General features: G+C 50.6%; 18 protein-coding genes and 1 pseudogene. 16 read left to right on the top strand and 3 right to left on the bottom strand.

Annotated features, from left to right (window positions below):
• Positions 1-140: 140 nt before the first annotated feature.
• From trmB to AC5M9B_RS05845, 3 genes are read left to right on the top strand one after another with little or no spacing between them, the layout of a single operon-like run.
• Positions 141-848 carry a tRNA (guanosine(46)-N7)-methyltransferase TrmB gene (gene trmB / locus AC5M9B_RS05855; protein ID WP_049227681.1) on the top strand — a complete coding sequence of 236 codons (708 nt, stop codon included), beginning with the start codon at positions 141-143 and terminating at the stop codon, positions 846-848.
• Positions 849-867: 19 nt separating this feature from the next.
• A complete protein-coding gene (locus AC5M9B_RS05850; protein ID WP_049227680.1) occupies positions 868-1,497 on the top strand; it encodes a riboflavin synthase subunit alpha in 630 nt (209 codons plus the stop codon).
• Positions 1,498-1,505: 8 nt separating this feature from the next.
• The gene (locus AC5M9B_RS05845) at positions 1,506-2,372 is read left to right on the top strand and encodes an ATP-binding protein (RefSeq protein ID WP_049227679.1); all 867 of its coding nucleotides are present in this window, start codon (positions 1,506-1,508) and stop codon (positions 2,370-2,372) included.
• Between the two features lie 177 nt (positions 2,373-2,549).
• Here AC5M9B_RS05845 and AC5M9B_RS05840 read toward each other — a convergent pair whose 3' ends face one another.
• Positions 2,550-2,978: a Spy/CpxP family protein refolding chaperone gene (locus tag AC5M9B_RS05840; protein WP_487648377.1), complete on the bottom strand. Its 429-nt coding sequence runs from the start codon at positions 2,976-2,978 to the stop codon at positions 2,550-2,552.
• A gap of 255 nt (positions 2,979-3,233) precedes the next feature.
• On the opposite strand from AC5M9B_RS05840, the gene rpe reads away from it, so the two are divergent.
• The 4 genes from rpe to AC5M9B_RS05820 all read left to right on the top strand — a co-directional run bounded on the left by rpe (position 3,234) and on the right by AC5M9B_RS05820 (position 7,136).
• Complete coding sequence (rpe, locus tag AC5M9B_RS05835) at positions 3,234-3,917, top strand: ribulose-phosphate 3-epimerase (protein ID WP_193617713.1); 684 nt, start codon at positions 3,234-3,236, stop codon at positions 3,915-3,917.
• 87 nt (positions 3,918-4,004) lie between these two features.
• Entirely contained in the window at positions 4,005-4,325 is a 321-nt protein-coding gene (locus AC5M9B_RS05830) for a hypothetical protein (protein ID WP_039407404.1), read from the top strand.
• Between the two features lie 255 nt (positions 4,326-4,580).
• Positions 4,581-5,732, top strand: coding sequence for an ATP phosphoribosyltransferase regulatory subunit (locus tag AC5M9B_RS05825; protein ID WP_019271340.1), 1,152 nt, complete (start codon positions 4,581-4,583; stop codon positions 5,730-5,732).
• 105 nt (positions 5,733-5,837) lie between these two features.
• Positions 5,838-7,136 (top strand): adenylosuccinate synthase, encoded by a 1,299-nt coding sequence (locus AC5M9B_RS05820; RefSeq protein WP_186805580.1) that lies wholly within the window; start codon positions 5,838-5,840, stop codon positions 7,134-7,136.
• Positions 7,137-7,304: 168 nt separating this feature from the next.
• Here AC5M9B_RS05820 and AC5M9B_RS05815 read toward each other — a convergent pair whose 3' ends face one another.
• The gene (locus tag AC5M9B_RS05815) at positions 7,305-7,655 is read right to left on the bottom strand and encodes a RidA family protein (RefSeq protein WP_016687444.1); all 351 of its coding nucleotides are present in this window, start codon (positions 7,653-7,655) and stop codon (positions 7,305-7,307) included.
• A gap of 229 nt (positions 7,656-7,884) precedes the next feature.
• Between AC5M9B_RS05815 and ybaK the strand changes: the two genes are divergently transcribed.
• From ybaK to AC5M9B_RS05785, 6 genes are all read left to right on the top strand, one after another.
• Complete coding sequence (gene ybaK, locus AC5M9B_RS05810) at positions 7,885-8,367, top strand: Cys-tRNA(Pro) deacylase (RefSeq protein WP_019271343.1); 483 nt, start codon at positions 7,885-7,887, stop codon at positions 8,365-8,367.
• A 174-nt stretch (positions 8,368-8,541) separates the two neighbouring features.
• A complete protein-coding gene (locus AC5M9B_RS05805) occupies positions 8,542-9,153 on the top strand; it encodes a DnaJ domain-containing protein (protein WP_019271344.1) in 612 nt (203 codons plus the stop codon).
• A gap of 159 nt (positions 9,154-9,312) precedes the next feature.
• Positions 9,313-10,188 carry a DMT family transporter gene (locus AC5M9B_RS05800; RefSeq protein ID WP_146736365.1) on the top strand — a complete coding sequence of 292 codons (876 nt, stop codon included), beginning with the start codon at positions 9,313-9,315 and terminating at the stop codon, positions 10,186-10,188.
• Positions 10,189-10,517: 329 nt separating this feature from the next.
• Complete coding sequence (gene aspA, locus AC5M9B_RS05795; protein WP_146736364.1) at positions 10,518-11,915, top strand: aspartate ammonia-lyase; 1,398 nt, start codon at positions 10,518-10,520, stop codon at positions 11,913-11,915.
• Between the two features lie 256 nt (positions 11,916-12,171).
• A complete protein-coding gene (locus AC5M9B_RS05790; protein WP_146736363.1) occupies positions 12,172-13,212 on the top strand; it encodes an FRG domain-containing protein in 1,041 nt (346 codons plus the stop codon).
• A 91-nt stretch (positions 13,213-13,303) separates the two neighbouring features.
• Positions 13,304-16,504, top strand: a complete 3,201-nt coding sequence (locus AC5M9B_RS05785) for an ABC transporter ATP-binding protein/permease (protein ID WP_487648376.1) — start codon at positions 13,304-13,306, stop codon at positions 16,502-16,504.
• A gap of 34 nt (positions 16,505-16,538) precedes the next feature.
• On the opposite strand, the pseudogene AC5M9B_RS05780 reads toward AC5M9B_RS05785, so the two are convergent.
• A pseudogene (locus tag AC5M9B_RS05780) lies at positions 16,539-16,661 on the bottom strand (ABC transporter six-transmembrane domain-containing protein); the annotation flags it as partial.
• 216 nt (positions 16,662-16,877) lie between these two features.
• On the opposite strand from AC5M9B_RS05780, the gene AC5M9B_RS05775 reads away from it, so the two are divergent.
• The 3 genes from AC5M9B_RS05775 to AC5M9B_RS05765 all read left to right on the top strand — a co-directional run bounded on the left by AC5M9B_RS05775 (position 16,878) and on the right by AC5M9B_RS05765 (position 18,378).
• Entirely contained in the window at positions 16,878-17,420 is a 543-nt protein-coding gene (locus AC5M9B_RS05775) for a lipocalin family protein (RefSeq protein WP_070654529.1), read from the top strand.
• Positions 17,421-17,621: 201 nt separating this feature from the next.
• Positions 17,622-17,816: an MmcQ/YjbR family DNA-binding protein gene (locus AC5M9B_RS05770; RefSeq protein WP_244969523.1), complete on the top strand. Its 195-nt coding sequence runs from the start codon at positions 17,622-17,624 to the stop codon at positions 17,814-17,816.
• 97 nt (positions 17,817-17,913) lie between these two features.
• Positions 17,914-18,378: a GNAT family N-acetyltransferase gene (locus tag AC5M9B_RS05765; RefSeq protein WP_487648375.1), complete on the top strand. Its 465-nt coding sequence runs from the start codon at positions 17,914-17,916 to the stop codon at positions 18,376-18,378.
• The last annotated feature ends 109 nt before the right edge of the window (positions 18,379-18,487 follow it).

Below are 18,487 nucleotides of genomic sequence, written 5' to 3'. Positions count from 1 at the left end.
CTGCTTGTCACATTTTTATTCATCAGCTATAAAAACAAACCGTTCCAAGGTTGACCCCATACATTCAGAGGTCGTCTGAAACCATATTGCAGATTTTCAGACGACTTTCCTCCAGTCTTATCAGATACAAGAAATAATTTATGAACGAAATAACTCCGGATTCCACCGTTCCTGATGAACACAAACGCTCCATCCGCAGCTTTGTGTTGCGTCAAGGGCATATGACTGCGGCGCAGCAGCGTGCCATTGATACGATGTGGCCGCAGTTCGGCATCGATTACCAAGATTCCGTGTTGGACTTGAATCAGCGTTTCGGCAGCGACCGTCCTAAGGTGTTGGAAATTGGTTTCGGCATGGGCGTGGCGACTGTTGAAATCGCCAAGCGCCTGCCTGATACCGACTTTTTGGCGATTGATGTACATGGTCCCGGCGTCGGCAACATTTTGAAATTGATTGAAGAAGAACACATCGGCAATATCCGCGTGATGCGGCACGATGCGGTCGAAGTGGTGGAAAATATGCTTTCAGACGACGTGCTCGACGGCATCCACATTTTCTTTCCCGACCCTTGGCACAAAAAACGCCATAACAAACGCCGCTTGGTGCAAACGCCTTTTGTGCAGAAACTGCTGCCCAAGTTGAAAGTCGGCGGCTATATCCATCTGGCGACCGACTGGGAAGAATACGCGCAACAGATGCTGGAAGTGTTGAGCGGTTTTGACAATTTGCAAAATACCGCCGCCGATTACGCGCCCACGCCCGACTATCGTCCCGAAACGAAATTTGAAGCCCGCGGCAAACGTTTGGGGCACGGCGTTTGGGATTTGGTTTTCAAACGCATCAAATAAATCGACTGGAGAATATCCCATGTTTACAGGTATCGTCCAAGGTATCGGCGAAATCATCGCTATCCGCGAACCGTCCGCCGATTTCCGTACCCATGTCGTCAAGCTGCCCGAAGGGATGACCGAGCATCTGCAAATCGGTGCTTCCGTCGCCAACAACGGCTGCTGCCTGACCATCACTCAAATCGACGGCGATACGGTCAGCTTTGATTTGATGAAAGAAACCTTGGAAAAGACCAATTTAGGTCGTCTGAAAACGGGAGATGCCGTCAATCTCGAACGTGCCGCCCGTTTTGGCGATGAAATCGGCGGACACGTCATGAGCGGGCATATCATGACGACTACGCAGATTACGCGGATAGAGCGCAGCGAGTTTAACCGCACGGTATGGTTTGCACTGCCGCCCGAACTCAAGCCCTATATTTTGAGCAAAGGCTTTGTCGGTTTGGACGGTTGCAGCCTGACCATAGGCGACGTTACCGAAACAGGGTTCAATGTCCACCTGATTCCGGAAACTTTGACGCGTACCTTGTTCGGCAGCCGGAAAGAGGGCGATGTCATCAATATTGAAATCGACCCGCAAACCCAAGCCGTTGTCGATACTGTAATGCGCGTGATGGCGCAGCAAAATCTTGCTACAACAGGACAATAGGGATATATATGAAACTTGCCGTCTTTTTGCAAAAAGCCTATTCCGTTTTGAACCGTCTTGATTTGGTGTTGCCCGAAGAACCCGGCAAAACCGACTGGAACGCTTTGGCATACCGTTGGCACAGCGTTGGTAAAAAAGGGATTTTGGAGAGCCTGCCAAACCCGCATACATTCCCGCTTGACCGTCTTGCCGCCGTCGGGGTGCAAACCGAAAAGCTCAAGCGTAATACCGAGCAGTTTTTGGCAGGCCGATCCGCGAACAATGTTTTGATGAGCGGCTCGCGCGGAACAGGTAAATCCTCACTTGTCAAAGCCCTGTTGCACGAATATGCCGAACAAGGGCTGCGCTTAATTGAAGTTGATAAGAGCGATTTAGTCAGCCTGCCCGCGCTGCTTTCCTTGTTGAAAGACCGTCCTGAAAAATTCATCGTATTCTGCGATGACCTATCGTTTGAAACTGGCGATGAAACCTACAAAGCCCTGAAGACCGCATTGGACGGCGGTTTGTCGCAAAGATGCAGCAACGTGTTGGTATACGCGACGTCCAACCGGCGCCACCTGATGCCTGAATATATGGATGAAAACGGCGGTACGACGGGCATACGCGGTGAAATCCATCAAAAAGAAGCCGTTGAGGAAAAAATTTCCCTGTCCGATCGCTTCGGCTTGTGGTTGAGTTTTTATCCGTTCGATCAAAACGACTACCTCCAAGCGGTTGAAAATTGGTTGGATGATTTTGGCGTAGATTTTGATGAAACGGCATGCAAGGCGGCGTTGCAATGGACGCAAATGCGCGGTAATCGTTCGGGGCGCTCAGCTTGGCAGTTTGCGTGCGATTGGGCAGGACGTTTGCCGGAACAACGGATTTTGGATTGAGGTTTCGAGAAATACGCCTGCCGTACTGAAATCTGCGGGAGGATAAGGGTAGGTAAAGCTTTTTCCGGTTCAATTTCTTCCAACAGCATCGCTTTGAGTCGCCATATCGTTCAAAAGGTCGTCTGAAACAGGATTTCAGACGACCTTTTTGTACGGATAAATCAGGAAAGCGATATGTCAGCGAAGGCAGGAAGAAAGCCAAAGCTGGCGTTGGCGCGGATTGAGCAGGTGGTAGAAGCGGTGTTGGATTTCCAATTCTTCCACAGCGAAATCCATGCTCGACAAGTAGCGGGTTTCGACGTAATCGCGGGCGTTGTTTTGATCGAAATTATCTGCCGCAAGGATTTTCATAATGACTTGGCGGCGGTTGCGGTCTGTGCGGACGAGTTTACGGTATGCCTTGTCCGATGCCTGTTTGTAATCATTACGGATACGGCGCAAGGCATTGTGTTGGTCTTGCGTCAGATTAAGGGAGCGGATGTCGCAATTGGCTTGAAAATCGTCCAGCTTGATATATTGGGGGCCGGCGTGCGCTTGACCGACAGCCGTCAGCAGCGCAACCGATAATGCACAGAGGGGTAAATAAGATTTGAATCCGACAGACACAGCGTTTTCCTAGTTTCCGTAACCGCGCAAATATACCCGATTAGCGTGTGAAAGGCAGTATCCCTCCAGTTAACTTTTGTTAACTTCATATCTTTATTTTATTTCTGACAAAACATATCCTTAACCTATAATTATTTATGCATATGCTTACTTTTGTTAAATATTAATAATGCATAGTTAGTGTTGCGTGAGGCGTTGGTGGTAGAATACGAAAAATTATCCGTTTATCAAACCACACCATCCGACTGGATTTCTATGAACCACAATTTCCGTATTGCGCCCAGCATCTTATCCGCCGATTTTGCCCGTTTGGGCGAAGAAGTAACGAAAGTTATCGAAGCGGGAGCCGATTTGATTCATTTCGACGTGATGGACAATCATTATGTGCCGAATCTGACTTTCGGCCCTATGGTCTGCGCGGCGTTGAAGCCTTATGCCACCGTGCCGATTGATGTGCATCTGATGGTCGAACCCGTTGACGATCTGATTCAGGCATTTGCCAAAGCAGGGGCGTCGATTATCACGTTTCATCCCGAAGCCAGCCGCCATATCGACCGCAGCCTCAGCCTGATTAAAGATGCGGGCTGTCAGGCAGGATTAGTGTTGAATCCGGCCACTCCCGCCTACGTTTTGGAAAACGTATTGGACAGGTTGGACATGGTATTGTTGATGTCGGTCAACCCCGGTTTCGGCGGACAAAGCTTCATCCCCCATACCCTTGAAAAAATCCGTCAAGTGCGGGCGATGTTGGATCAGTACGAAGCGCAAAGCGGACGGCACATCGCCATCGAGGTGGACGGCGGCATCAAAACCGACAATATCGCCGCCGTCGCGGCAGCGGGTGCCGATACTTTTGTGGCAGGTTCCGCCATCTTTGGCAAGCCGGACTATAAGACAGTAATTACCGAGATGCGTGGACAACTGGCGCAACTTGGTTGAGTCGGCTTTGAGGTCGTCTGAAAACAAACGTAGTGGATTTTGCGAAAAGCAATATCATCATGTAGATATAGATTTTAAGGTTTTATTATGAAAAATTATTGGTTTCAAAAAAGTTTGAAATTTGTTGCGGCAGCGATTTTGGCAATCTCTCCGCTGGCTGTGTCAGCGCATGGGATGCATAAGCACAAACCTTTATCGTTGGAAGAATTGCCGGAAATCTGCCGTCAATATTTCGCACGCGCAGACGAGTGTTATAAAAAGGCAGGCAAGAAAGCCGATTTTCAACGCAACAATACAAAATTTTTATTTCAATCGCTGCCTGCGGCAGATTTGGGACAACGGCAACGTATGTGCCAAATTGCGATGGATTCTTTTAAAGAGAAAACAAGCAATCTCCATTGCGAATAGAGTATTACCCATCTTTTTTCAGACGACTTTTGTATGAAAACAGGCTGCACAAAACTGTTTTGTATGGTAAAGTCTGCTTTTAATAACTCGGCGGTTTAAAGCCGTCATTCAGGGGCTGTTTGAATTTAAAATCAGATTTGTTGGAAACGCTGCATCGTTTGCGCAGCGTATTTCGAGAAGCGGGCTGTGTGTCCGTCTGGTTTTAAATTCAAGCAGCCCTTTGCGTTTACAAAAACAGATAGAAGGTAGATTCCCATGCAATCTTGGCAGCTTCCCGAACATGTTGCCGATGTGTTGCCGACCAACGCCCGACAGTTGGAAAGCGCGCGAGAGCAGTTGTTGACTTTGTTCCGAGTGCACGGTTACGAGCTGGTACAGCCTCCGCTGATGGAATACAGCCATTCCCTGCTGACGCATATTGACGCGGGTTTGTCTTTGAAAACCATTTTGGTGGTCGATCAGCTGAGCGGTCGGCAGTTGGGCATCCGCGCCGATATTACGCCGCAAGTGGCGCGTATCGATGCGCATCTTTTGTCCGCCAATCAAGGGATTAACCGATTGTGTTACGCAGGTCCTGTGTTGCACGCGCGGCCGGAAGGTTTGCTCAATATGCGCGAACCTTTGCAGGCGGGAGCGGAGATGTATGGTTTCGCCGACATCCGGGCGGATATCGAGCTGATTGACTTGATGCTCAAAAGCATGAAGATTGCCGATATGGGCGAGGTTTTGCTGTCGCTGGGGCACATTGGCGTATTCCGCGCTTTGTCAGATGCGGCGCATTTGGATGCGGAGCAGTCCGCAACGCTGCTTGCGTTGATGCAGGATAAAGATACCGAGGCGGTCGAAACGCAGGTTAAGGCTTGGAAACTGGACGGTATGTGGGCGAAAGCATTCTCGCTGCTGCCGCGTCTGTATGGCGGACGTGAAGTGTTGTCTGCCGCGCGCGAACGATTGCCTGATCTGTCGGCGGTCGGCAGCGCGTTGGACGAATTGCAGGCAGTGTGCGACGCATTCCCGAATCAGAAAGTCCATATCGACTTATCTGAACTGCGTGTCGACAATTACCACACGGGCTTGCTGTATGCGGCATACGGCTCCAATTTCCATGACGCGGTCGCTCGGGGCGGGCGTTATGACGGATTGGGCGAATATTTCGGCCGTGCGCGTCCGGCAACGGGATTCAGTTTCGACTTGCGCAGCTTTATCGGACGTTTGCCCGCCATTGAGCGGCAGCCCGTCGTCTTGGTTGATGCGGACGATGCCGAAGCGGCGCGCGAAGCAGTCGAAGCCTTGCGTGAACAAGGGCAGTGTATCGTTATCGACTACGGTATCGGACACAACGCTTCGGAAGAGGTTACAGGTCGTCTGAAAAAGGCGGACGGCGTTTGGCAGGTTGAGAAACTTTAAATACCCATTCATAGCGGATTAAAGGCAAATCAGGGCAGGGCGCAAAGCCGTCTTGGTTTGAAGTTGATTCACGATAATTTTTTAATATTAATAGGTTATATGGCTATGGCTAAAAATGTTGTAGTGATCGGCGCCCAGTGGGGCGATGAAGGCAAAGGTAAAATCGTTGACTGGCTGGCGGAAGAGACCAGCGGTGTCGTGCGTTTCCAAGGCGGCCACAATGCGGGTCATACTTTGGTCGTCGGCGGCAAGAAAACCATTTTGCGCCTGATTCCGAGCGGCATCCTGCATGAAAACTTAGATTGCTTCATCGGTTCCGGCGTTGTCGTTTCCCCTGAAGCATTGTTGGGCGAAATCGACGAGTTGAACGCAGCAGGCGTGAAAAACGTCGAAGGTCGCCTGAAAATCGCGCCGACCTGCCCGCTGATCCTGCCTTACCACATCGCGCTTGACCAAGCCCGCGAAGCATCGCGCGGCAAAGGCAAAATCGGTACGACCGGCCGCGGCATCGGCCCTGCCTACGAAGACAAAGTGGCACGCCGCGCCATCCGCGTCGTCGATTTGCTGCATCCTGAAAAACTGCGTGAAAAACTGGATGCCATCCTTGCCTATTACAATGTCCAACTGCAACATCTGCACAATGCCGAGCCGGTGAAAGCAGACGACGTGATGGCGGTTATCGAAAAAGTCGCGCCGCGCATTACGCCGATGATTACCGACGTATCCCGCGTGTTGAACGAGAAAAACAAAAACGGCGAAAAACTGCTGTTTGAAGGCGCACAAGGCACGCTGTTGGACATCGACTACGGTACTTACCCCTTCGTTACTTCGTCTAACTGTCTCGCTGGAGCCGCTTCCGCAGGCGCGGGCGTAGGTCCGCAAATGCTGGATTATGTTTTGGGTATTGTCAAAGCCTATACCACGCGCGTCGGCTCAGGTCCGTTCCCGACTGAATTGTTTGATGAAGTTGGCGCAGGTTTGGCAGAACGCGGACACGAATTCGGCTCCGTAACCGGCCGCGCCCGCCGCTGCGGTTGGTTTGATGCCGCCGCGTTGAAACGCTCCATCCAAGTCAACGGCATTTCCGGTATGTGTATCACCAAGCTGGACGTAATGGACGGCATTGAAACCATCAATATCTGCGTCGGCTACGAATTGCCCGACGGCAGCAAAACTGACATCCTGCCTTGCGGTTCCGATGCGGTAGAAACCTGCAAACCGATTTACGAAACCATGCCCGGCTGGAGCGAATCCACTTTCGGCGTGAAAAGCTATGACGCATTGCCTGCCAATGCCAAAGCATATTTGAAACGCATCGAAGAAGTCTGCGGCGCACCGGTAGCCATCGTCTCCACCGGTCCAGACCGCGAAGAAACCATCGTTTTGCATCATCCGTTCGCATAAGGGTTTGATTGTAAAAGGTCGTCTGAAAACTTGGGTTTTCAGACGACCTTTTTGTATTGATAACCGATTTACCGTCAATCCAATCACTCTGCTTTCGTTGCATTTTTTATGAAAAGAATCGTCTGAAAAATCGACTGCAGTTTTCAGACGACCCCTTGCTCAATCCAATCACTTGCACACGGCGGATACTTTGATTTCGACCGCCCATTCCGGTTTGGCGAGTTTGGCTTCGATACAGGCGCGGGCAGGGGCGCGGCCGGGGGCTGTCCAGGCATCCCAGGCTTCGTTCATGGCGGCGTAGTCGTTCATGTCGGTCAGGAAGATGGTGGCTTCGAGGATGTGTGCCTTGTCGGAACCGCATTCTTCGAGCCAATGGTCGATTTGCGCCAAGACGTTTTCGGTTTGGGCTTTGGCATCGGCTTCGGGATTTTCGGGAACCATGCCGGAGAGGAAGACGAATCCTCCCGCGCAGACGGCTTCGGAGTAGCGTTCGGTCGTACCGAGGTATCGGATATTCATTTGATATTCCTTGAGGTTGAGGCGCATGGGGCATTTTGTCCTGTCATCGGATTTCGGTTTGCCGATTGGGTCGGAACAAGATGACGGGTATTGTGCAGGGGCTTATGGTAACATTCAGCTTGATTGTCTGCCACAGCAGGCGGGCTGTTTTTGAAAAGATGCGGAAACTATTTTTACGCGTCATTGTCATATTAAGTTTAGGTCGTCTGAATAATATTGGAACTGCATCATGAGCAAAAATACCGATTATCCGGTTACTTCTGCCGTCCGTTTCCTGCGTACACATAAAATTGATTTTGAGCCTTATATTTATGTTTATGAGGAACATGGCGGGACAGCGCAGTTTGCGGATTTGTTCGGCGTGGACGAGCATCAGGTGGTCAAAACCATCGTGCTGCAAAATGAAGCGAAGAAAGGGTTGGTTGTCGTGATGCACGGCGACAAGCAGATTTCCACCCGCAATCTGGCGCGCGATTTGGGTATGAAACACATCGAGCCTGCCGATCCGAAACAGGCAAACAAATGGACGGGCTATCTGGTGGGCGGGACGACGCCCTTCGGTATGAAAACCCAGTTGCCTGTTTATGTTGAAAAAAGTATTTGGGATTTGGACAAGGTTTATATCAACGGCGGCAAGCGCGGATTTATCATCGGTGTCAGTCCGCAGGCTTTGCGGGCTTTGAATCCTCAGGATGTACAGGTCGCCGTCTAAAGGGATGCAAAACGGTTTTTAAGTCGGGAAACGCAGATTCGGGCAGATTTGAAGGTTTTATAAAAAGAATGCAATGCCTGATTTTATATCTGTTTTTATTCTACCAAACAGCCTGTTATCGTGACTTAACGGATCGGGCTTTGGCAAACACAAACCAAAGAGGCACACCCTAATATGGAAAACCGTAATTTTTATGAAATTCTCGGCATTTCGGCGGATGCGGACATTGCAGAAATCAGAAAAGCCTATCGCGATTCGGCAATGAAATACCATCCCGATCGTAATCCCGGTAATCCTGATGCGGAAGAGCGTTTCAAGGAAATCCGTCAGGCTTACGATACGCTGGTCGATCCCGAACGTCGTGCATGGTACGACGAGTCGCTCCGTGAATTCAGCGGCAGAAACGGGCAGACTGCAAGCCAACAGACCGGTAGCGGTAATGCATCAGAAGCACCGCGCCAAGACGGCGACCGTACTTACGTAATGGCGATGTATGCCCTGTTTGCGTTAGGTTTTGCCACCTTCGTCATGCCGGTTGCCGGCATCATTTTGGCGTATGTAAAACGAGGCGACATGGGCGACTCGGTTTATAATAACCACGCAGACTATCTGATTAAAACCTTCTGGGGCGGTCTGGTGGGATTTATATTGAGCAAAATCACCGCGTTTATCGGCATCGGCTACGTGCTGCTGTTTTTGGTATCGGTTTGGTTTGCTTACCGACTGGCGGCAGGTTTTATCAAGCTGACGAATAACAAGCGTATGCCTTTGGATACTTGGTTCTAAGCGCAATTGCCGCTTTGCTTTCAGACGACCTTGGCATTTAGGGGTCGTCTGAAATTTTTGTATGGCTCGTTTGCGGGAAACTAAATATCAAAACAGGACACAAAGAAAGTCGTCTGAAAATTTGTCCTCGCATCCGACACACTCAATCAAAGGAAAAACATGATTTATTTATTGGCAAGCATACTGTGCAGCGTGTCTGTATCGGTATTGCTCAAATTGGCGCGTAAGAACAAAATCGACGTCGCACAGGCGGTGGCGGTGAACTACATCGTCGCGGTGGCGTTGACGGCTTGGGTGTTGAAACCCGATTTGAGTAATCCGAAAGCCTTTTTGCCGACATGGTGGCTGTTTGGTGCGCTGGGCGTGTTGTTGCCTTCGGTGTTTGTGATTATGGGCAAGGCGGTTGATGCGGCGGGCATCGTCAAGTCTGATGCGGCGCAACGTTTGTCTTTGATATTGCCGATTATTTCCGCGTTCGTCATTTTTGGCGAGGCGTTGACCGAAGGGCGGCTGATAGGCATCGCTTTGGCGTTTGTGGCTTTGTTCTGCCTGTTGTGGAAAGCCGACGGCGGCAAGAAATCAGGTGGATTGGGCACGCAAATCATGTTGCTCACAGGAGTTTGGGCGGGCTACGGCATCATCGACATCCTCTTCAAACAGCTCGCCAAAAGCGGCACGGCGTTTTCCGGCAATCTTTTGGTCGCCTTCAGCCTCGCCGGCATTTTGATGTTCGGCTACCTTTTCTCCCAATCGACCAAATGGACGAAAGAAGGCATTATCGGCGGCATCGTCTTGGGCGGATTGAATTTCGCCAACATCGTTACCTACATCACTGCCCACCAAATGATGAAAGACAACCCGACGCTGGTTTTCGCGGGTATGAACATCGGCGTCATCGTCTTGGGAACGCTGGTCGGCGCAATGGCGTTTAAAGAAAAAATCAGCAGTATCAACGCCGCAGGCATCAGCGTCGCCGTCTGCGCCATCGCCTGTTTGTTCTACTGGCCGCAGATACGCGGGTTTATCGGGATGTAAATATGTAAAAGGTCGTCTGAAAAAGGTTTCAGACGACCTTTTGTCTTACAGAATGTTTTTTCTTATAGTGGATTAACAAAAATCAGGACAAGGCAACGAAGCCGCAGACAGTACAGATAGTACGGAACCGATTTACTTGGTGCTTCAGCACCTTAGAGAATCGTTCTCTTTGAGCTAAGGCGAGGCAACGCCGTACTGGTTTAAAGTTAATCCACTATACTTTGATAACAACGGCGCGTTTGCAGCTAGACAACCCATGCAAAACGGTCTAATGTTCCGCCTGCATATGCACATTACTTTATAAACCAACGAATGAGAAGGTAAGAGAAATGACTGTCCGTATCGAACACGATTTGCTGGGCGAACGCGAAATCCCCGCCGAGGCGTATTGGGGCATCCATACTTTGCGTGCGGTGGAAAACTTTAAAATTTCAAATCAAAAAATTTCCGACGTGCCGCAGTTTGTCCGCAGCATGGTGATGGTGAAAAAAGCGACTGCGCAGGCAAACGGCGAACTGGGCGCGGTAAAACCCGAAATCGCCGCCGCCATTGAAAAGGCTTGCGACGAAGTGTTGCTCAAAGGTCGCTGCCTCGACCAATTCCCGTCCGACGTGTATCAGGGCGGCGCGGGGACGTCGGTCAACATGAATACTAATGAAGTCATCGCCAACCTTGCTTTGGAAGTGTTGGGTTACGAAAAAGGCCGCTACGACATTGTTAACCCGATGGATCATGTGAACGCCAGCCAATCCACCAACGATGCGTATCCGACCGGCTTCAGACTGGCGGTGTATTACAGCGTCGGCGGGTTGCTGGAAAAACTGGCGTTGCTGAAAGACGCGTTTGCCGCCAAAGCCGATGAATTTAAAGATGTGTTGAAAATGGGGCGTACCCAGCTTCAAGATGCCGTGCCGATGACGGCGGGGCAGGAGTTTCAGTCTTTCCAAGTGTTGCTGGAAGAAGAGATTGTGAATCTGGACCGCACGCGTGCCCTGCTGTTGGAAGTCAACTTGGGCGCAACCGCCATCGGCACGGGTGTGAACACGCCGAAAGGCTACGCGGCTTTGGCGGTGAAAAAATTGTCCGAAGTCAGCGGCTTGGAATGCAAACTGACCGAAAACCTGATTGAAGCGACTTCAGATTGCGGCGCGTATGTGATGGTACACGGCGCATTGAAACGCACGGCGGTGAAATTATCGAAAATCTGTAACGACTTGCGCCTTTTGTCATCCGGTCCGCGCGCCGGTTTGAAAGAGATTAACCTGCCGGAAATGCAGGCAGGTTCGTCGATCATGCCCGCCAAAGTCAATCCCGTGATTCCCGAAGTGGTGAATCAAGTCTGCTTCAAAGTCATCGGTAACGACACCACCATTACCTTCGCCGCCGAAGCGGGGCAGTTGCAATTAAACGTGATGGAACCGGTCATCGCGCAATGTATGTTTGAAACCATCTCCCTCTTGGGCAACGCCGCCGTAAACCTTGCCGAAAAATGCGTCAAAGGCATCACCGTCAACCGCGAAATCTGCGAACGCTATGTGTTCAACTCCATTGGTTTGGTTACTTATCTGAACCCGTATATCGGACATGGCAACGGCGATTTGGTCGGCAAAATCTGCGCCCAAACCGGCAAAGGCGTGCGCGAAGTCGTACTCGAACGCGGCCTGTTGAGCGAGGCGGAACTCGACCGCATCCTGTCGCCCGAAAACCTGATGAACCCGCATTTGTAAGATAGGGCATAAAGAAAAGGTCGTCTGAAAGCCTATGGACAAGGTTTTCAGACGACCTTTGTTCGTTGTATCCTTTTATATGTTTCACGGTATAGGGAAATTTTCAGACATATTCAATTTCCTTGATCAGGCTGTTATCCGCTTTTTCAGACGACCTTGAGAAGATAACTGATGAAGCGGATACACGCTTGTGGGTGAAGTGTTGGTGAATGTGAAAGTTTTGAAATAGGTGGATGATCAAATAAGGGTAGAAAAAATGTGTAGTCATGAAATTAGCAGCGTCAGTGATTTGCTTGAAATTTTAAAAGAGATTGGAGAGCCTGAGCAGGGGCATACCCGTTTTTTCCGAGGGCAGGCGGATGTACGGTGGCGTATGTTGCCGGGCATTTATCGGGAAGGTTGCGAGTATTTAATTGAAAATGAACATAAAATTATTAAAGATACGTTTACTAATTGCCCCGATGACTTTTCCCCTGACGATACTTTATTTGAAAAATTAGTAAAGTTGCAGCATTACGGATATGCGACACGTTTACTGGATTTAACTGCCAATGCGTTGGTTGCCTTGTACTTTGCAGCATGGAATAAAGAGCATCATGATAAAGATGGGGAGTTGATTATTTTAGATATTCCTGATGAGGTAGTGAAATATGGGGATAGTGATACGGTAGCAGTTTTGTCGGCACTTTCATTACAGTCTGAAGATTTTGATTTAAAAGAGATTGTTGGTAATTCTGAAGTGCTTATGTTCATAAAAGTTTTTGAAGATGGTTTTAAAGCAAAACAAATTAGGTCTTATATAAAAGCAATTGAAACAGAGGGAAATGAGTCAGTTAAAAAATTTAGAAATAATATTCAGTTAGTGTTGGATAAGATGGATACAGTGGTATACGGTGATTCTTTCAAAACTGCATTTAATGAGCAAAAAGAAATTGCCTCGTTGATTCACGATGTACGGACAGACAAACCTAGCTTTCGTCCAGTTATTGAATTTTCTGACTTTGAACGTGTTCTCTGTGTCCGTGCCAAATTGAATAATGCCCGCATTTCTCGTCAGCAAGGTTGTTTCCTACTATTTGGTATTAGCAGTAATAAGTTGAGGCCTGCATCTATACCAGACGAATGGCAGCGTAAAGCGAAAAATGGTCAGCAATTTATTGTCAAAAATAAAGAGTCCATTATGGAAGAATTGAAATTTTTTGGTATCAGTAAAAAAACTTTGTTTCCGGAATTGGAATCTCAAGCAGAAGAAATTATGTCTCAATATAAACCTAAAAAGCATGGGGAAAATCGTTGAGATGAGTTTCCACTGACAGTTTTGCAATGATTTTTACTAAATAATAATTAAGGTCGTCTGAAATCCCGTTTTCTGCAAAAAAGGCTGCATCATGAACACCGTTTCCATCCAAAACCTTTCCCACCGCTACGGCAAGACCCTTGCGCTTGACGATGTGTCGCTGGACATCCCGAAAGGCGCGACGGTCGGTTTGATCGGGCCGGACGGGGTGGGCAAATCGACGCTGCTCTCGCTGATGGCGGGGGTGAAGGTGATTCAGGACGGACGGGTGGAAGTGTTGGGCGGCGATATGGCGGACAAGGACGTGCGGCGGGATTTGTCGCACCGCATCGCCTTTATGCCGCAGGGTTTGGGGCGCAACCTGTATCCTACGTTGTCGGTGTATGAGAATATCGATTTCCACGCGCGGCTGTTCGGTTTGGACGGGCAGGAACGCACGCGGCAGATTGCGCGGCTGATGGAGGCGACCCGCCTTGCGCCGTTTTCCGGCAGGGCGGCGGGCAAGCTATCGGGCGGGATGAAGCAGAAACTGAGTTTGTGCTGCGCGCTGGTACATAGTCCGGATTTGCTGATTTTGGACGAACCGACCACGGGCGTGGACCCTTTGTCGCGTCGTCAGTTTTGGGCGTTGGTGGACGATTTGCGGCGGGAACACGCGGGTATGACCGTGATTGTGGCGACCGCCTATATTGAAGAGGCGCAGCGTTTCGAGCGGCTGCTGGCGATGGACGCGGGCAGGCTGCTGGAAAACAAGCCCACTGCCGATGTGCTGGCGGATTACGGCACCGACGTGTTGGAAGAGGCCTACGTCAAAATGCTGCCGCCGGAGAAACAGCAGGGTTCGGGCGGTTTGGACATTACGCCGTTCGTTCCCGATCCCGATGCGCCGCCTGCGATGGAAGCGCACGGGCTGACCAAGCGTTTCGGCGATTTCACCGCCGTGGACCATGTCAGCTTCACCATTCAAAAAGGCGAGATTTTCGGCTTTCTCGGCAGCAACGGCTGCGGCAAGTCCACCACCATGAAAATGCTGACCGGCCTGTTGGAAGCGACCGAAGGCGACGCCACGCTATTGGGCAAGCCGATAGACGCGGGCGGCTTGGATACGAAAATGCGCGTCGGCTATATGTCGCAGGCGTTTTCGCTGTATGAGGAACTGAGCGTGCGCCGCAATCTGGATTTGCATGCCAGACTCTACCAAATGGGTGCTAAAGGCGCGGCGGCGGTGGAAGAGGCCCTGCAACAGTTTGATTTGGCGGACGTTGCCGACACCGCGCCCGCATCGCTGCCGTTGGGCATCCGACAACGCCTGCAACTTGCCGCCGCCTGCCTGCACCACCCCGAAGTATTAATTTTGGACGAACCGACTTCGGGGGTCGACCCCGCCGCCCGCGATATGTTCTGGCGGCATCTTCTGAAACTCTCCCGCGAAGACAAAATCACCATTTTCGTTTCCACCCACTTTATGAACGAAGCCGCCCGCTGCGACCGCATTTCCTTTATGCACAAAGGCCGCGTGTTGGCAGTGGGCACGCCCGCCGAACTGGCGGCAAGGCAGAATGCGCCGGATTTGGAAGAAGCGTTTGTGCAGTATCTGATTGAGGCGGAATCGGATAATGGGTATTCCCAACAAGGTAGGTTGGGTCAAGACCCAACAATGCTTTCGGATTCGACAAGGTGGGTCTCGACCCAGCCTACGGCTACGGCGGCTGATTTTTCAGACGACCAGTATGAACAGAACGCAAGGTCGTCTGAAAGTGAGCAAAGCGAGTTTCGTCAAAATACAGACGGCGTGTATTTCGAACAGGGTAGGTTGGGTCAAGACCCAACAATGCTTTCGGATTCGATAAGTTGGGTCTCGACCCAACCTACGGCTGCGGCGGCTGATTTTTCAGACGACCTGTATGAGCAAAACGAAACGTCGTCTGAAAGTGAGCAAAGCGAGTTTCGTCAAAATACAGACGGCGTGCATTTCGAACAGGACAGGTTGGGTCAAGACCCAACAATGCTTTCGGATTCGGCAAGTTGGGTCTCGACCCAACATACGGCTACTGAATTTTCAGACGACCTTCAAGGAAAAGATATAGGGTCGTCTGAAACCCAAAACGGCGTGCGTGAACAAAGTTCATACGCCCTACGAGACAACCCAAACACCCAAAGCTTCAAATACCGCTTCTCCATGATTTGGACCTTCGCCCGTCGCGAAGCCAAAGAGCTCCTGCGCGATAAAATCCGCCTGTTTTTTGCCGTGTTCGGCCCGTTGATTATCATGGCGTCGGTATCGTGGGGGATTTCGTTTGACGTGCGGAACCTGAAATTCGCCGTTTACGACCGCGACCAAACCGCCGCCAGCCGCGAGCTGGTCGAATATTTCGACGGTTCGCGCTATTTCCTCCAACAGCCGCCGATACAGTCCGAAGCCGAAATCGACACCGTGCTCAAAAGCTCCGGCGCCATATTGGTCATCGATATTCCGAGCGGTTTCGGGCGTGATTTGGCGCGCGGGCTCAAACCTGAAGTCGGGTTCTATGTGGACGGCTCCATGCCGTTTAACGCCACCAACATCCGCGGCTACATCGGCAGCCTGATCACCGCCTACACTAAAGACCGCATCGCCGAAAGCGGGCTGCCCGTTTCGCTCAAAGCCCCCGCCGGCATCGAACCGCGCTTTATGTACAATCAGGATTTCGACAGCATCAACGCCATCGCCCCGGGCGTGATGATGCTGGTGTTGATGATGATACCCGCCATGATGTCGGCGGTCGGCGTGGTGCGCGAACGCGAAATCGGCTCTATCGCCAATTTCTACGCATCGCCCGCTGCCGTGGCGCAATATCTGATCGGCAAACAGCTTCCCTATATCGCCGTCGGTATGGTCAATTTCGCCGCCATGATGCTGATGATTATTTACCTGTTCGGCGTGCCGCTCAAAGGCTCGTTTGCCGGACTCGCCGTCGGCACGCTCTTGATGGTGTCCGCCAGTACCGCGCTGGGACTTTTGATTTCCTGCTTCGTGCGCTCCCAGCTCGCCGCCATCTTCGCCACCGCCATCATCACCATGATTCCCGCGCAAACCTATTCCGGCTTTCTCTACCCGCTGTCCACCATGGAAGGCGGCGCACTGGTTATCGGCAAAACCTTCCCGTCGTCGTGGTACTACACCGTCAGCGTCGGCAGCTTTACCAAAGGGCTGCACACTGCCGACCTGTTGCATGAATACGCCGCCATCGCCGCCTTTGCCGCCACCAGCCTGATTTTGGCGTGTGTGTTGTTGAAGAAACAGGAGAAGTGAGAGGTCGTCTGAAAATTTTTCAGACGACCCCTGTCTATACTATTCCTTCTTGAGTCAATGCCACCCGCTGCCCGAAGTCTTTCAGTTTGGAATATTGTTCAACCAATCGCGGCAAGTCGTCCAGGCTGATGATGAACATCCACATATAAATACTGACTAAATCTGCGCAGAAGTACGCGTATCAATGACCGGCGTTGCCGCACCGACCGGCAACAATCAAAAAAGCCACCAAGCCGCAGAACATGGCTTGCCAAACATTGTTGTCAATAAGCCTCCGGTTTATCCGGTAAGTGTTCCAATATTTTTACTCAAATTGGCGTGTTGTCTTTGTCGAAATGATATATGCTGATTTTTTTTTAAAGGAGCGTGCAAGATGAAAATCAAAGGATTGTTATTATTAGGAGCTATGTGTTTTGCTGCTTACGCACAGTCGGAAAGTTTGCCTCCGCTTCAAACCGTTCCGAAATTAGATGTGCAGCGTTATGCAGGACAGTGGTACGAAATCGCGCGATTGCCTATGCCTTACCAAAGTCATTGTGTATCGGATGTGACGGCGTTTTATAAGATTAAGAGCAAGGACACTATCAGCGTGACCAACCGTTGTTTGAAGGCGGATGGAACTTGGTCGTCGGCGGAAGGGCTGGCACGTGTGCAGAACGCCGAAAACACCAAGTTGAGCGTGACTTTTCTGCCCAAAGCGATTCGATGGCTACCTGTAGGCAAGGCACCTTATTGGGTGATGGCTTTGGACAGCAATTACCAATATGCGATGGTAGGACAGCCCGATAGGAAATATTTGTGGATATTGTCACGCACACCGAATATGGATGAAGCGGTATATCAAGCGTATTTGCAGCGTGCAAAAGAGCAAGGCTATGATTTATCTGCGCTTATTCATACCAAGCATAGGAAGTAAAATACTTTGGATGCATCTTTCAAAGCAAAAAAGGTGTCTGCCTGTGAACGAAACCGACAGCCTCCCGCCCATGTTTGACAGCACCGCCATCCATGCGCTCTCGGCAGTGGATGCGGCGCGGGCTGAATAAGTGGGGCTTTTGATGAAACCGCTACGGGGTGGGTTTGCCGGGGATCGTAGAGGTCGTCTGAAAAACTCGATATGGGCGAGGGCGGTCTGACGGAAATCGTCAACGTCAAATGCCGCCCCGAACACATCGGCTCATGGCGCGCGACGGCAGGCATCCTGCCCGCCTACCACATGAACAAAGAACACTGGTTGAGCATCGTATTGGCGCAAACGCCCGCAGAAAATGTGTGGCGGCTGATAGACGACAGCTTCCTGCTGACACGCTAGGATTGGTTAACTTCACACATTAGATACAAGAGAACATATATCCGACATTACCCTTATCCCCGTTCAAGAACACGAAAAAGACGAGTTTATACGCGCCTTGCAGCAGTCGTTCAGATTGGCGATGGCAGACGATTTGGACGACGGAGAAGAAGTTATCAGCCGAGAAGAAATCGAAGAATCCATGAATGCACCCAAAGCAGAGAGCTATCACATTGTTGCCGACGGCGAAAAAGCAGGCGGCGCGCTAATTGTCGTCAATGCTGAAACGAAGCGCGGGTCGTTGGATTTACTGTTTATGTTCCCGCAGAAACACGGGAGCGGCTTGGGCGGGAAAGCGTTGCGGGCGATAGAGCGGCTGCACCCCGAAGTACGCGTCTGGGAAACGCATACGCCTTATTTTGAGAAGCGCAATATCCATTTCTACGTCAATAAATGTGGCTTTAAAATCGTGGAGTTTTTCAATCCGCACCACCCCGATACCACTAGAGCGCAAGCAGCGGGGCAAGATGAAGCCTTTGAATATTTCTTCCGTTTTGAAAAAGAAATGCCGCAACAGCCGTAGAATGTGCTTTCTTGTCTTGAGCTTTTCAGACTTTATAGTGGATTAAAATTGCAATGATACGGCGTTGCCAACGCCCTTATGTACTACCCGTACACGGCGGGCGTTGCCG

It is taken from the genome of Neisseria flava (genome assembly GCF_982712965.1).
Note: the sequence above shows the minus strand (reverse complement) of the source record. Positions and strands in the feature narration are given on the sequence as shown.